Consider the following 14,436-nt stretch of genomic DNA (forward strand, 5'->3'; position numbering starts at 1 on the left):
GCGCTGTCCTAAGTGCCTCCGCCCATGCCCCAGCGTTCGATCGTGCGCGCTTCGAGCGGAGCGAAGATGAGTTTGTCGAGGACGATCGAAACCGCCATGATGACGACCAGCAGGCTCAGAATGACATCCATCTGGATGTAGTCCTTCGCCTCGAACATCCGGATTCCGAGCCCGGTCGCCGCAACGGCGAAAAACTCCGCCCCGATGGCGGCGCGCCAGGCCATCGCCAACCCCTGGCGCAGGCCGATCATGATCGACGGAAGCGCGGAGGGCAGCACCACCTTCATGAAGAATCGCGTGCCCGTCACGCCCATCGAGCTGGCGACGCGTGGGAAGATCGGATCTATCGTCTTGCTGCCGCTCCAGGTGTTCACAATGATCGGCATTGCCGAGGTGATCGAGATGATGAGGATCGCTGCCTTGAGCGTCAGCCCGAACCACAGGACGAAAAGCGGCACGAGCGCGAGCGCCGGTATCGGCAGAAGGAAGTTGACGAGCGGGCCGAACAGGTCCTCCGCCAACCGTGAGCGCCCCATCCAGAGGCCCACCGGCACGCCCACCATGATCGCGACCGCGTAGCCAAGGAACATCCGCGAGAGCGTCGCCACAGTCTCGGTGAAGAGCTCGCCGCTCGCCAGCATCCGCCCCATGCGGCTGAAGATGCTTGTGAGCGAGGGGAAAAGCAGCCGGTTGAAGCCGCCGAGGGATGCCAGGAGCTCCCACACGACCGCGATCGCAAGCAGGAAGATGGCGAAGGCGGCGAGGCTCTTCACTGCCTCCCTCGCCCTCGACAGCCGGCCGTGTGCGGAAGGGAGAGTACCCCCGGGGACTCCCCCTACCGCGTGCTCGTGTGCGTCCGGAACAGACAAGTCTATTCCATCGCATTGCGGGCGAGATCGAGGCGCAGGATCGTATCGAAATCCGGAATCCTCTCGATCTTGCCGGCCTTGAGAAGGAGCTCCGCCGCCTCGGTCAGATATGCCTTCATCTGCGCCTCGTCGAAGCTCACGTCGAGATCAACCGTCTTCCAGGCCATGTCGACGACCTCGCGCGGCACGCCCACGCCGAGTTCGTCGAGCTTTGCGCGGATGATGTCGACCGTCTCCTCCGGATTGTCCTTGATCCACTCGACCGCTGAGTAGTAGCCGCGCAGCGCATCGACCACGACCTCCTCATTGCCCTCCAGATATTCGGTGCGGATGACGATGAAGACAGGCAGTGGATCGAAATCGCCGATCGACTGGATGCGCTTCCCGATGCCCTGCTGCACGGCGATCGAGATGTAGGGCTCCACGCTCGCAATGGCATCGACGCGTCCGCCGCCGAGCGCTGCGGGCATGTCGCCCATGTTCATGTTTACCTGCCTGACATCCTCGGGCTTAAGGTTGAAGTGTGGGAGGACATAGTTGTCTATGTCGAGCGATGTCGTCGTTCCCTGCTGGACGGCGAGCGTCTTGCCCTTGAGATCAGCGACGGTCTTGATGTCGGAGTCAGGCGGCACGACGATCGCAGTCGTGTGGCCGACGCGGTTGGCGACCGCAACGATCCGGAAGTCGCCCGTCTGCCCGCCGGTGATGGTCGGAGTGACCGCCATCGAGCCGGCCTGCGCCGATCCGGAGAGGACGGCCTGGAGCACGTCCGAACCGGCGACGAAGCCGCTCGACTTGACTGGGATGCCCCAGAGGTCACGAACTTCCGTGACCATCAGCGAACCGCCGGCAATCGAGGTCTGGTAGGCGAAGGCAAGGGGCGCCCTGTCCTGCGCCAATGCCGATGAGGCGAATGCGGACGAGGCGGCGAGCGCGAGTGTCGCCCCGAGCTTCATTGTTCCTGATAGCAAACCCATCTTCTGGTCCTCCCATTCTCTTTTGAACTTGGTGCGGATGATGGTCTTCACGGCGCCAGGCCCCGGCGGCGGAGCATGCGGCTCTCCACCCGCTCGAAGATCATGCGCTCCGTGACGTAGGCGAAGAGCGCGATCCCGAGCACGCCGACGATCATGGTCGGCGTATCGAGGAAAACGCGCCCCCGCGTAATCAGGACACCGAGGCCGACCGAGGCTCCGGCTAGGAGTTCGCCTGCCACAAGTGCATGCCAGCCGCGCGCGAAACCGAGCCGCAAGCCCGTCAGTATGGAGGCGAATGCCGCCGGCATGACCACCTTGAAGAAGCGGCGCGAGCCTGTAACGCCCATCGACCGCGCGACGCGGAGGAAGACCCGGTCGACGTTGCGGATGCCGCTCCAGGTGTTGAGCGCAATCGGGACGCTGGAGACGAATATGATCAGCGCGATGGTTGCCGGCGCGCCGAGCCCGAACCAGAGCAGGAAGAGTGGTGTCCATGCGACGGCCGGCGTGGCGAGCAGCGCAGAGAGGAAGCGCACGGCCATCTGCTCTGCGAAGCCGAGGGAGCTGACTAGAAGCCCGACCGCTATGCCGACGAAGACGGCGACGAAGAAGCCCGCAAATAGCGTCGCGAGGCTGGCCGCAGCCGCTTGGAGCAAAATGCCGCTGGAGAGAAGTTCCACAAACCGCGCTGCCACGAGATCCAGCGGCGGCATGAAGATAGGTCTGAACATGCCGCTAATGGCAAGCCCCTGCCAGCCCACGATAAGGATGAGCGGAGTGATAAAGCGGCGCAGCCTGATCCCGCGGAAAAGCGACGAGCGGCGCGGCGCGGCCGTCACGGCGCGCCCCCGTCCGGACTGGACACGACATGCGCGGGCCCCCGATTCTGTAGTATGCCGCGCGCCCCTGCGACCGCGTTCGCCCGTGGTTCGCGCTCCGACCCCACCGTGTACCTCGCCAAATGAGGGGTCAGCGGCTTTCCGACCGACGGCACCGCGTCATGTGCCACGCCTTTGGGCACGAAGATGGTGTTGCCTTCCACCACCCTGCAATTTGCGGTGCGGACGTCGGGTGGTAGGACAACGAGCAGGACGCTTATCTCATCCTGCACAACACGCTTGAGGGGATCCGTCGCACGCTGTCCGGGCACATTGGCGAAGCCACTCGCACTGCTCGGGGGTATGCGGATCCGCTGGCTCATGCGGCCGATGCCGTTGCAGGATTGGGACGGTCGACCCCGAGCACCTCCCACACCTCGAACAGCCGGTTGGCGACCTCCGAGGCAACCCGATCGGTGAAGTGGACGGCGGCTTCCGGCTTCGCCCAGGTCGGATCGCCGTACCATCCATCCTCGGAAAGGTCGCGAACATCGGTGACGAACCCATAGACCTCATGGGAGCGCCGCATGGCGTCGAGCGCCTCCGCCTTCGCTGTGCGGTGCGGCGTCTTGAAGCGATCGGCATGCACCAGGCTCGGATCATGCGCCATCACGGCCAGCGTCTCGATGCTGCCGGCATGCGTCAGCCGGCCGCCCTCCGGAGCGTAGATGCGCTGCGCCACGAAGTGCGCATGCGCGAGCACCACCTTGGCGCCGGTCTCTTTTTGCACCTCTGCGCAGACGGATTGGATCGCGGAGGAATGCGCCTCATGCCAATTGAGCATGATGAGGAGCTTCACGCCGCCGTCGATGAGCTGGTGCGAGATATCGCGGATCAGGCCCTCGAAGGTGCTGCGGCTAAGCGAGATGGTGCCGGGGAGGCCGACATGGGGCGCGGTGGTTCCGTAGGGCCCGAACGGGACGAACAGGCAGCCGAGCTTCTCGGCGAGCGCCTTTGCGACGCCCTCAGCGGCGAAAACGTCGGTGCCGCACGGCAGATGCGCGCCGTGCTGCTCGACGCTTCCGAACGGTATAACGGCGACCGGCATCCTCGCGATCACCTCACGAACGTCCGGACTCGGCAGACGCAATAGATCGTAGACCGCCACTACTCACCCCCCGATTATTTTGTCCCGAAGCAATTTCCTATAGGTTGGCAATCGATTGTCAACGCGGTTTGCATGACGGCCCTTGGCATAGAACGCCTTCTGAAGGCTAATTTCAAACACACGTTTCTTGACACACAGCGGCAAGGAATGCCGGGGAGAGCCGGCGACTTCCACTGATCAGAGTTCGGATCGTGGAGCCGCCGTCGATCCGCGCACGATCAGCCGCGGCGCGAGCGACAGCACCGTTCCTTCATGCGAACGGGAGGCGATTTCCTGGAGGATCGTAGTGCCCGCCTGCGCGCCGAGCTGATATTGCGGGCTTCTGACTGTCGTGAGCGGCGGGCTCAGCCGATTGACGAGCGGCATGTCGTGATACCCGACAATCGACACGTCCTCCGGCACGCGGATGCCAGCTTCCGCAAAGACGTCGTAGCAGCCGACCGCAAGGAGATCGTTGGCCGCGATTACTGCGGTGAACGTCACGCATCGGGACAGCAATTCACGCGCCTGCAGATTGCCGAGCTTGAGGCCGACCGGCGAGCCGAAGATGTCCGCCGACACGATCAGGGTCGGATCGACGGGGAGCCCGGCCTCCTGCATCGAGCGCACAAAGGCGTGCCGGCGGTCGTATCCGCTGGAGACGGTGGCCGTTCCCGCAAGATGGGCGATCTGTGTATGCCCGAGCGCCTGGAGATGTTCGACCGCGAGCGAAACGCCCTTGTGGTCGTCGACCTTGACCAGCGGAGCCCAAGGGGTCGAGGTGGCGCGGTTTATGAGGACGACCGGCGTATTGGCCCGCTGCAGCCGCTCGACATGCGGATAGTCGCGCGTCGCCGTCGCGAGCAGGATGCCGTCGACCTTGCGGTCGAGCATGACTGTCAAGCTGTCCGCCTCGCGGGCGAGATCGTTGTCGGTACTGGCGACGAAAACCGACCTTCCGGCATTCCTGAGCACATCCTCCACGCCTCGCACGATCGGCGCGTAAATGGGATTGGAAATGTCCGGGATGATCATACCGACGGAAAGGCTCCGCTCCATCCGGAGCGCCCGCGCGATGCCATTCGGACGGTAGCCGAGCTCTTTCGAAGCCGCGAAAACGCGTTCGACGAGCTCGGCGCTGACCCGTTGCGTCCCCTCGTTCAGGGCGCGCGACACCGTCGAGGGATGTACGCCCGCCAGCGCCGCAACGTCCGCAACGGTAACGGTGGTGCGCGCCTTCGATGTGTCGGACATATCAATCGCTCGCCCAGACGGGAACCGGAGTCTATAGCACAGGCGCCACCTGGCGGCGAAAAGGGGGTGCGGGGCAGGGCGCCGCGCAAACTTCGTGCGAGGTGCGGTTCCCATGGACGTCACCTGCCACTGAGTGTGTCAACGGCGGCCACTCCGTGCCGTTGCGTTCCGCACGCGCGAGCAGTTCGTGAAGCAGCGCACCGAGGCGGTGAACGCCTTGCGGTCGCATCTGTATGAGTTCGGCCATGTCGCACCCGAGGGCATCGGCTATCTGCCCCGCCTCGCGAAGATTGTCGATGAACCCAGGTTCGTTTTCAGGTCCTCTCCCTCCGCCAATGCGAGCCGCCGACCGCCCGCTGTCGGACCTGCGCATCGTGCGCGACTTGGGCGCCGTGATCCGCTGCCGGATCACTCCCGTGTTCGATGCAACCTGCCTGACGGGTTGACCCGAACTCCCCACTGAACGATGGTTGTTGCACAAGCAACTACGCTTTGAGCCAATCGGCCGGCGATGCGTGGGGACCTAACGCTGATGGGTGCTCACGTCTGGCTGGCACAGGGTGAAAAAGGGGAGGAATGCAAATGCTTTACTCGATGTTGACCAGTGCTGTCAGACTCGCCCCACTAGCGCTCCTGGCGCTCGGGCAGATTGCACATGCCGAGGTCGACCAGATCCGCATGTCGCGCGGTCTGTCGCTCGGATTCCTTCCGTCGATCATCATGGAAGACCAGAAACTGGTTCAGAAGCACGCGAGCGAGGCAGGGCTCGGCGAGGTCGATGTACAGTGGAATTCCTTCATCGGCGGCGCGGCGATGAATGAGCAGCTGCTCGCGGGGCAGGTCGACTTCGCAGGTGGCGGTCCTCCGCCGTTCATGGTGCTCTGGGCTCGCACGAAGGACACGCCCCTGGCGGTAAGAGCCGTGGCTGCGCTGAACTCCTCGCCGATGTTCCTCCTGACGCGCAAGGAGAACGTGAACTCCATCGCCGATTTCGGGCCCGACGACCGAATCGCGGTTCCCGGTCTGAAGATCTCCAACCAGGCCGTGGTTCTGCAGATGGCATCTGAAAAGGCGTTCGGAGATCCCTCGCGCCTCGATCCGCTCACGGTCCAACTCGGGCTCCCCGATGCTTACGCGATGCTGAAGTCCGGTACCGAAATCACCGCAGCGTTCTCGGGACCGCCGTTCCAGTATCTTTCGGAGGATCACAAGGCGAGTGGCATCCGCGCGATCATGAATTCGGAGGAGGTTCTCGGCGGACCGACAACCTTTCTAATGATGTGGACCACCCAGCGATTCGCCGCTGAGAATCCGAAAGCCGTGCAAGCCGTCTACAACGCAATCGCCGAGGCGATTCATGTGATCGACAGCGACAAGCAGAAAGCGGCAGAAATATTCTTGCGGGTGACGAATGAGCGCACGTCTCAGGAGGAGATCGTCCGAATACTGGAGGATCCAACCACCAGGTTTGGCTTGGCTCCCAACAACATCATGCAGTATGCGGACTTCTTGTCCAAGAACGGAGTGATCAAGGAGCGTCCAGAATCGTGGAAGGACCTCTTTCTGCCGGGTCCCGTGCATGAACTCGAGGGCAGCTGACGTGCCGCAGGAGATGGCAGAAGCGTTCCCTGCATCGATAGACGATGCAGGGCGGCGGATCCGCGACGGATCGCTGACCGCTGAACGCCTGACGTTGGGGTATCTTTCCTGCGTTGAGCGGCTCCAGCCGGTCCTGAACGCGATGATCACGGTGCTCTCGGAGCAGGCGATCGAGGACGCCAGGCGCCTCGATGCCGAACTCGCAGATGGGCATGATCGCGGGCCGCTGCACGGGATCCCGATCGTCCTGAAGGACAACATCGACACGGGAGGTGTTCGCACCACCGTGGGGTCCGAGTTCCTCCGCAACCGGATTCCAGACGAGGATGCAGAGATCACGCGGCGTCTCAAGCGCGCCGGAGCGATCATCATCGGCAAGGCCAACCAGAGCGAGTTCAGTTCCGGATCATCCGGTGTGAACGTGTTTCACGGGAACGTGCACAACCCGTGGGATCTGGAGCGGGCCCCCGGAGGATCCTCCAGCGGAACCGGCGCCGCGGTTGCGTCCGGCATGGCTCTCGCCGGAATTGGCACTGATGCGGGGGGGTCGGTCCGCCAACCCGCAAGTCGGTGCGGTATCTTCGGATTTCGGCCAACCTTCGGGCGGGTGAGCTTGGCCGGGGTCTGGCCGCGAACAAGGACCTTGGGTGCCGCCGGGCCGATGACGCGATGCGTGAAGGACGCTGCTCACATCATGAATGTCCTCGTCTCACAGGAGAGCGGCCCCGAAGATTTCACGCTTCGATTAGGTGACGGAGTCGGCGGACTGCGACTGGCGCTCATCAAGGATTACACCTTCTCGGACATAGACGATGAGGTGGAAGACGTTCTGCGGCATGCCGTGGATGTGCTGTCCCGGCTTGGAGCCGAGATCATTGAGGTGGAAATCCCGGCGCTGACCGGAGACCTCGATTATGCTCGTTTGTTCAGCAACGTGCTGCTGTACGAGTTCAATCAGATTCTGGGCGATCAATACCGCAGCGCGCCGAAGCATCTGTTCGGGCCGGCAGTCCATTCGGACATCGAGCGGGGTGCTGCCGTAACCGAGGATACCTACACCTCGATCCTGCGGGAGCGATCAAAGCACACCGCGCGGGTGCGCGAGGTATTCCAGCACGTCGATGCTCTCCTTGCTCCGGTCCTCCCGAACGTGACGCCGCTGCAAACCGCTGGTCCGGAAGTGTGGGCGCGAGGGCGCCAGTTCAATCTGCCCTTCAGCTTCCTCGGGCTCCCTGCGGTCTCGGTGCCCGCGGGTTTCGCATGCGGAATGCCAGTCGGGCTGCAGGTGATTGCCGACACCATGGAGGAGTCGCTGCTGCTCCAGATTTCATCGGCCTTCGAAGCGGCGACAGACTTCCATGCTCGTCGCCCGCCCATCTCCTGCGAGCCCGTTTGATGTCGCACTTGAACGAAGTCCTGCAGGCGATCTCGCCAGACAACGTCCGGCGCTATGTGGAGCACGTCGCATCTCACATACCCTCGCGTCTTGCCGGGTCCGAGAACGGCCGGCGGATGGCCGAGTACAATGCGCTCGCTCTGTCGCAAGCCGGCGTCGAAGCGGCGGTGCAGGAAACACTGGCCCTGGTGAGTTTCCCTGAAGCCGGCGAATTCGAAGTGATCTCACCGCGCCGGGAGACCGTCTCCTGCTTCACCTGCGCACACAGCCTCCAGACCCCTGAAGACGGGCTGACGGGACCGCTCGTCTTCGCAGGTGCTGGGTCGGCCGAGGATTTCGAGCGCCTTGATGTCGCGGGAAAGATTGCACTCTGTGAGAATTCGTACGCTCCGGCGCGCATGGAGAAGCAGCGTCTGGCGGCGCTGCGCGGCGCGGCGGGCATTGTCTTCATGAACTGGGGGCATCCGGACAGCGATACGCTACCTCTCGGTTCGGTGAAGTCCGCCTGGGGAAATCCGACCCCCGAGACGTGGCGCGACGAGATGCCGAAGATGCCCGCGATCGGGATATCGCGGGCAAGTGGCATAGCTCTGCAGGAGCAATGTCGCGCCGGCCCTGTGGACGTGCGTATCAAGACTGCCGTCGAGAACTGCTGGCGACCCGTTCAGATCACGGTTGGCGAGTTGATGCCGCCGGGCCGGGACGATTTCGTGCTGCTGGGGGGGCACCAGGACAGCTGGTTCGGTGAGGCCGCCACGGACAACGCGGCTGGCAATGGCTGCATCATCGAGCTCGCACGCATCTTCGCAGGGCGCCGTGACCAGCTGCGAAGAGGGCTGGTCTTCGGTTTCTGGACAGCACACGAGACGGGGACGATGGTGGGTTCCTCCTGGTTCGCCGACCAGAACTGGGACCGGCTGCGGCGGAACGCTGTCGCCTATGTCTCGATCGACCAGCCCGGTTGCGTCGGAACTTCCCGGTGGCTCACCAAGTCGAACCTGGAGATGAGGAGATTTCACCAGCGCATCGAGAGAGAGCTTCTGTCGATGCCGATCGATTGGAAGCCGCAGAACAAGGGTGGCGATGCGTCATTCTTCGGGCTCGGGATCCCCATGATTTACGGAATGGCATCGTTCTCGGCAGACCAGTTGCGCGATACCGCGAATGCAAATCTCGGCTGGTGGCATCATTCGACCGAGTGCACCGTGGACAAGGTCGATTTCGGGACAATGGGCGATCACCTCAGGGTATATGCGTCCTGGTTGTGGGAACTCTGCACCGCTCCTATCCTTCCATTCGAGTTCAAGCCCGTGGCCGGGCAGTTTCTGGAGAGATTGCAGGAGCTCGATCGCTCGCCGGGCGCATCGGATCTGGGCTTGACCGCGTTGGTGCAGATCGCAGCGCAGTTCCAATCCGCCGCCCACGACCTCGACGAGACCGTTTGCCGATTGCGACAGGTTCCCGAAACCACGCCCGGGTTCGAGCGGTCGGCAGGCATCCTGAATACTTGCCTGAAGCGCCTCTCCAATAGGCTCATCCCCGTCCAAAGTACCGTCAAGGGTGTATACGGGCATGATCCCTACGGATACACGCCGCAGCATAGCGTCATACCGTGTCTCCATGATGTTCCACGGTACGCCTCCCTCCCCGTGGGGTCACACGAACGGATTCTCATGCACACGCAGTTGGTTCGGGAGCGGAACCGGGTCGCTGATGCTTTGAACGACTCCCGTGAGTTGATCGAAGATGCGCTATCGCGCGTTGCCTAGCGCAAGAACCGGCATAAGGCCGTTACGCAATGAGCTTTGAAGCAGCCGAACACGCAGCGGATTTGACGGAGGTCGTACGAGACCAGTCGTTCGGCGGACACGCCCACCCGATCCTGGCGGTGGAAGGCGTAACCCTTCAGTACAAGACGCCGGCGCATTTGGTGACGGCTACGTACAAGGTGAGCTTTGAGGTCGACCGAGGGGACAGGTACGTCATCCTTGGCCCGTCCGGCTGCGGAAAATCCACTTTGCTCAAGGCCGTCGGCGGCTTCATGCGTCCGGTGGAGGGGCGGATCAGCCTTGACGGTCGGGAGGTGAAGGACGCAGGTCCCGACCGGATGATCGTCTTCCAGGATTTCGAGCAGCTGATGCCTTGGAAGACCGTCCTTCAGAACGTCCTGTTTCCGATGAAGGCGAGCGGGCGCTTCAAAGGCGCGGAGGCCCAGGCGCGCGCCCATGCCGCGATCGACCGGGTCCGGCTGACGAAGTTCATGAACGTTCACCCGCACATGCTGTCCGGCGGAATGAAGATGCGTGTCGCCATCGCGCGGGCCATGGCGATGGAGCCTGACATACTGCTGATGGACGAGCCGTTTGCGGCTCTGGACGCGTTGACGCGGCGGCAGATGCAGGAGGAGCTGCTGGATCTCTGGGATCAGCTCAAGTTCACGGTGCTCTTCGTGACACATTCAATCGAGGAGGCGATCCTGATCGGCTCACGGATCCTGGTGTTGTCACCGCATCCGGGACGAGTGCGCGCGGAACTCGACGCGGTCGACCACTCGTTCGATAACATCGACGAACCTGCGTTCGGGGCGCTCGCGAAGCGCATTCATGGCCTTCTTTTCGACTCGCCCCTGGCGAGCCCGGCCGCGGCGACATGAAGGGATCACCACGGCCGCTGGAAGGCATGCTGCAACGGCGGCAGGAATTTGAGGTCGAATTGCTGCCCCTTGCGGATGTCGGGGAGATCGCGCGCCCGCTTCGCTTCTGGGAACGTGTATTGAACGCGGGGGCGGTCCGCACGACGCTCATTCTCTTCGCTCTCGCAATTGTCTGGGAACTCTACGGCTTGTGGTTGGGTATTCCGATCCTGTTCCCGACGCTGACCGAAACGCTGCGCACCTTCTGGCAAGATCTTCTCAACGGATCGCTTCCGAACCGGGTCTTCACGTCGCTTCGGTCGTTGTTCATCGGGTATGGTATCGGGATCCTGTTGGCAGCCGTGCTCACTACGTTCGCGGTATCGAGCCGACTCGGAACCGACCTGCTGCGAACGCTGACTGCGATGTTCAACCCGTTGCCGGCGATCGCGCTTCTGCCGCTTGCGCTGATCTGGTTCGGGCTCGGCATACCGTCCATGGTTTTCGTAATCGTCCATTCCGTGCTCTGGGCAGTGGCGCTCAACACCCTTACCGGATTCCAGGGGGTGCCGGAGACCCTGCGGATGAGCGGCCGGAGCTTCGGGCTGCGCGGGATCAGGTACGTCCTCTTGGTGTTGGTGCCTGCTGCCTTTCCGGCCATCCTCGCAGGATTGAAGATTGGCTGGGCATTCGCGTGGCGGACGCTGATCGCAGCGGAGCTTGTCTTTGGAGTGTCTTCACGATCCGGGGGCCTCGGCTGGTACATCTTCGAGGCTCGGGCACAGCTCGACACGTCCCGCGTATTTGCCGGCCTGCTGGCCGTGATCCTGATCGGGTTGTTCGTGGAGTCGGTGATATTCCAATCCATCGAGAGGCGTACGATCCGAAAATGGGGCATGCAGCGTTAGGGTCGCGGCGGAGCGAGCCTGGAGCGGCGCGAACAGGATGAGTTCCACGCCACCGGGCGGCCCTCGCTGGCTGTTGCCCGGCCTGTGGCCGCTGGACCGAGGCGGAACGGGCGCCCAAGCATACACCCACCCTCGTCAAGCTCCCCTCCGGCCACACCCAGCCGCCGCCCTGGCCCGCCATCGCCGGCAAACCAACGGAGCTGATGCACGAATACCTCCCCGGCCTTTCGCCTGCATCCCGCAGCCGCGTTAGCACCAATCCTTCGATCGGGTCGAAGCCGTGGAGGGGTTACCGAAAGGTCCGACCAGGTTCGCTCAAGCGCCCCTGCATGCGGCTGTCAACGGCGGTCGCTTTTTCGGCCAGCGGGGCGGTGCAATTTCCGGCCAGTTGCTCAGGGGCGAAGCCGCGAGTGAGTGCGCCCCATGGCGTCGTAGCGAGGGAGCGGCTTCGCGGCGCCGGCGGTTGGGCTGATCTGACGAACGAGGCTCAGTCCGGGGCGGCGGTGGCCTGGTCTTGCTCCGCCCGGATCACACGCCGGTGGCGGCCGGCGGACTGCTTCAGGCGATAGCTCTCGCCGTTCATCGCCAGGATGTCGACATGATGGGTGAGTCGGTCGAGGAGAGCACCGGTGAGGCGTTCGGACCGGAAGATCGACGGCCATTTGAGGTGGTCCCCATTCAGCGGACAGATTGGCGGCTTAGCTAAGCTTGGTTCTGGTCTCCGTCACGCCGCCATTTCGATGCCGGCGGAGGGCATATGGACCTCAGCCGGTGTTTGTCCGGCCAGGGCCGTGTGAGGCCGCGAGCCGTTATAGTAGGTGATCCACCGGCCGATGCCGGCGCGCGCCTCCGATCCGGTCTCGAAGGCGTTGAGGTAGATGCACTCGTATTTGAGCGAGCGCCAGAGCCGCTCGATGAACACGTTATCGAGCCAGCGACCGCGACCGTCCATGGATATGCGGATGCCGGCTTCGGCCAGTACCTCGGTGAAGCGCGGACTGGTGAACTGGCTTCCCTGATCGGTGTTGAAGATCCCTGGTCGCCCGAAGCGCACCATCGCTTCCTGCAGCGCCTCAATGCAGAAGTCCGCCTCCATCGTGTTGGACAAGCGCTAGGCCAGAACCCTGCGGCTGAACCAGTCCATGACGGCGACCAGGTAGAGGAAGCCGCGCCGCATCGGGATGTAGGTGATGTCGGCGCACCACATCTGGTCGGGGCGGTCGATGACGAGGCCCCGCAGCAGATAGGGCCACACCCGATGCTGGGGATGGCGCACTGTGGTCTTCGGCCGCTGGTAGACGGCGGCCAGCCCATGCGCGCCATCAGCCGGCGGACGCGCTTGCGACCGACCGGATGACCATGGCGGCAAAGATGCCGGGCCATCTGCCGGGAGCCGTACCACGGTGTCTCCATGAACTGCTGGTCGATGACCCCCATCAGCGCAAGATTCTCCGCGTTCTCGAGACGAGGGCCGCCGTAGAACCCCGACCGGCTGATGCCGACCAATGCGCACTGGCGCGTTATCGGGAGCGTCGGGTGGTGAGGTTCGATCATCTCGCGCCTCCGACCGACGTTCATCGACCGGAGGCTCGTCGCAAAAAATCCCGCTCCACGACCAACTGGCCGATCTTGGCATGAAGCTGATCGATCTCGCCCTCGCGCATCGCCTCAGCAGCTTCCGCTTTGCCGGAGAAGACGCCGGACATGCCCTCGATCGCCTGCTTCTTCCACGCGTTGATCATCGTCTGGTGGATGCCGTGCTTGGCCGACAGCTGCGCGATCGTTTGTTCGCCACGGATCGCGTCGAGCGCCACCTTGGCCTTGAACTCCGCAGAATACCGCTTCCTCTTCCCGTCATCGGGTCCGTCCTCTCGCTAGGGCGAACCAAGCTTAGATGACTGTCCGGGTTTCAGGGACCACCTCAATCATCGGTGGTCCTGGTGGGGCTGGCGGCTCTTGCCTGCCCGTCGGCGCCATGCCCATGATGACGCCCCAGTTTCAGGGGAGATGGCTTGCAGGACAGCCGCGACTTCGTCACCGCGCTCGCCAGGGGGCTCTCGGTCATCCGGGCGTTCGACCGGGACCACCCGCAGCTGACGCTGAGCCAGGTGGCAGCACGCGCGGGCCTCAGTCCCGCCACCGCGCGGCGCTGCCTCTTCACCCTCGAGCAGCTTGGGTATGTCGGGTCGAGCGGCCGGCTCTTCATGCTCCGGCCGAAAGTGGTGGAGCTCGGATCCGGCTTCCTCGCTTCGGTCCGCATCGAGGAGGTGATCCAGCCAATCCTGCGCGACGTCGTGGCGGAGGTCGGCGACAGCGCGTCGCTCGGCGTTCTGGAGGGGGACGACGTGCTCTATGTCGCGAACTTCTCCGCCAAGCGCTTCGTGCAGCTCACCGCCGGTGTCGGCACGCGCTTCCCAGCCTATGCGGTCTCGATGGGGCGCGTGCTCCTGGCAGCGCTTCCCGATCACGAGCTGGAGGATTACCTCGCGCGGATCCGGCCCGCAGCGTTCACCCCCTCGACGGTCATCGACCCGGCCGTGTTGCGGGAGCGTATCGAGGACGTGCGCCACGACGGCCATGTCGTGGTTGCGGGCGAACTGGAGGAGGGGCTCGAGGCGGCCGCCGTGCCCGTGCGGCTGAAGTCCGGCCGCGTCATTGCCGCCCTCAACGCGTCGCGCTTCGCCCGCGCTTCCAGCACGGAGGGCCTGCGTCGGAGCATTGCCGTGCTCGAAAGTGCGGCCGGGCGCCTTGCCGAGGCTGCCGAGCTGGTCCCCACCCTCGCTGCGGCGCTCCAGTCGCCGAGGGGCCGGGAGGAGGGCCGCTGACCCGCGCGACG

11 protein-coding genes and 2 pseudogenes are annotated in these 14,436 nt (G+C 63.8%); 6 read left to right on the plus strand and 7 right to left on the minus strand.

Annotated elements, in window-relative coordinates; all coding sequences use genetic code 11:
* Nucleotides 1–8: 8 nt before the first annotated feature.
* The 5 genes from ACUN0C_RS14735 to ACUN0C_RS14755 form a co-directional block, all read right to left on the minus strand.
* A complete protein-coding gene (locus tag ACUN0C_RS14735) occupies nt 9–773 on the minus strand; it encodes an ABC transporter permease (protein WP_445467146.1) in 765 nt (254 codons plus the stop codon).
* Nucleotides 774–871: 98 nt separating this feature from the next.
* On the minus strand, nt 872–1,825 hold the full coding sequence (locus ACUN0C_RS14740) for an ABC transporter substrate-binding protein (RefSeq protein ID WP_445467147.1): 954 nt from the start codon (nt 1,823–1,825) through the stop codon (nt 872–874).
* Between the two features lie 68 nt (nt 1,826–1,893).
* On the minus strand, nt 1,894–2,685 hold the full coding sequence (locus tag ACUN0C_RS14745; RefSeq protein WP_445467148.1) for an ABC transporter permease: 792 nt from the start codon (nt 2,683–2,685) through the stop codon (nt 1,894–1,896).
* A gap of 358 nt (nt 2,686–3,043) precedes the next feature.
* The gene (locus ACUN0C_RS14750; protein ID WP_445467149.1) at nt 3,044–3,832 is read right to left on the minus strand and encodes a creatininase family protein; all 789 of its coding nucleotides are present in this window, start codon (nt 3,830–3,832) and stop codon (nt 3,044–3,046) included.
* 177 nt (nt 3,833–4,009) lie between these two features.
* A complete protein-coding gene (locus ACUN0C_RS14755) occupies nt 4,010–5,179 on the minus strand; it encodes a LacI family DNA-binding transcriptional regulator (RefSeq protein WP_445467150.1) in 1,170 nt (389 codons plus the stop codon).
* A 468-nt stretch (nt 5,180–5,647) separates the two neighbouring features.
* Between ACUN0C_RS14755 and ACUN0C_RS14760 the strand changes: the two genes are divergently transcribed.
* From ACUN0C_RS14760 to ACUN0C_RS14780, 5 genes are read left to right on the plus strand one after another with little or no spacing between them, the layout of a single operon-like run.
* On the plus strand, nt 5,648–6,664 hold the full coding sequence (locus tag ACUN0C_RS14760; RefSeq protein WP_445467151.1) for an ABC transporter substrate-binding protein: 1,017 nt from the start codon (nt 5,648–5,650) through the stop codon (nt 6,662–6,664).
* A gap of 13 nt (nt 6,665–6,677) precedes the next feature.
* Nucleotides 6,678–8,060, plus strand: coding sequence for an amidase (locus ACUN0C_RS14765; protein WP_445467152.1), 1,383 nt, complete (start codon nt 6,678–6,680; stop codon nt 8,058–8,060).
* An 8-nt stretch (nt 8,061–8,068) separates the two neighbouring features.
* Nucleotides 8,069–9,829, plus strand: a complete 1,761-nt coding sequence (locus ACUN0C_RS14770) for a M28 family peptidase (RefSeq protein WP_445467153.1) — start codon at nt 8,069–8,071, stop codon at nt 9,827–9,829.
* Nucleotides 9,830–9,858: 29 nt separating this feature from the next.
* Nucleotides 9,859–10,713, plus strand: coding sequence for an ABC transporter ATP-binding protein (locus tag ACUN0C_RS14775; RefSeq protein ID WP_445467154.1), 855 nt, complete (start codon nt 9,859–9,861; stop codon nt 10,711–10,713).
* 26 nt (nt 10,714–10,739) lie between these two features.
* Nucleotides 10,740–11,600, plus strand: a complete 861-nt coding sequence (locus tag ACUN0C_RS14780) for an ABC transporter permease (RefSeq protein ID WP_445467184.1) — start codon at nt 10,740–10,742, stop codon at nt 11,598–11,600.
* A 487-nt stretch (nt 11,601–12,087) separates the two neighbouring features.
* Here the strand turns inward: ACUN0C_RS14780 and ACUN0C_RS14785 are convergent.
* Both ACUN0C_RS14785 and ACUN0C_RS14790 read right to left on the minus strand, forming a co-directional pair.
* Nucleotides 12,088–12,252 (minus strand): annotated as a pseudogene (locus ACUN0C_RS14785) (ATP-binding protein); the annotation flags it as partial.
* Nucleotides 12,253–12,324: 72 nt separating this feature from the next.
* Nucleotides 12,325–13,414: pseudogene (locus ACUN0C_RS14790) on the minus strand (IS3 family transposase).
* 198 nt (nt 13,415–13,612) lie between these two features.
* Between ACUN0C_RS14790 and ACUN0C_RS14795 the strand changes: the two are divergent.
* On the plus strand, nt 13,613–14,425 hold the full coding sequence (locus ACUN0C_RS14795; RefSeq protein ID WP_445467155.1) for an IclR family transcriptional regulator domain-containing protein: 813 nt from the start codon (nt 13,613–13,615) through the stop codon (nt 14,423–14,425).
* Nucleotides 14,426–14,436: the final 11 nt, after the last annotated feature.

The organism is Faunimonas sp. B44, from assembly GCF_052655945.1.

Excerpts from the sequence above, each read along its gene's own strand:
- ACUN0C_RS14760 (WP_445467151.1), top strand. The coding sequence starts at position 5,648 with ATGCTTTACTCGATGTTGACCAGTGCTGTCAGACTCGCCCCACTAGCG.
- ACUN0C_RS14780 (WP_445467184.1), top strand. The coding sequence starts at position 10,740 with ATGCTGCAACGGCGGCAGGAATTTGAGGTCGAATTGCTGCCCCTTGCG.
- ACUN0C_RS14740 (WP_445467147.1), bottom strand. The coding sequence starts at position 1,825 with ATGAAGCTCGGGGCGACACTCGCGCTCGCCGCCTCGTCCGCATTCGCC.
- ACUN0C_RS14765 (WP_445467152.1), top strand. The coding sequence starts at position 6,678 with ATGGCAGAAGCGTTCCCTGCATCGATAGACGATGCAGGGCGGCGGATC.
- ACUN0C_RS14775 (WP_445467154.1), top strand. The coding sequence starts at position 9,859 with ATGAGCTTTGAAGCAGCCGAACACGCAGCGGATTTGACGGAGGTCGTA.
- ACUN0C_RS14755 (WP_445467150.1), bottom strand. The coding sequence starts at position 5,179 with ATGGGAACCGCACCTCGCACGAAGTTTGCGCGGCGCCCTGCCCCGCAC.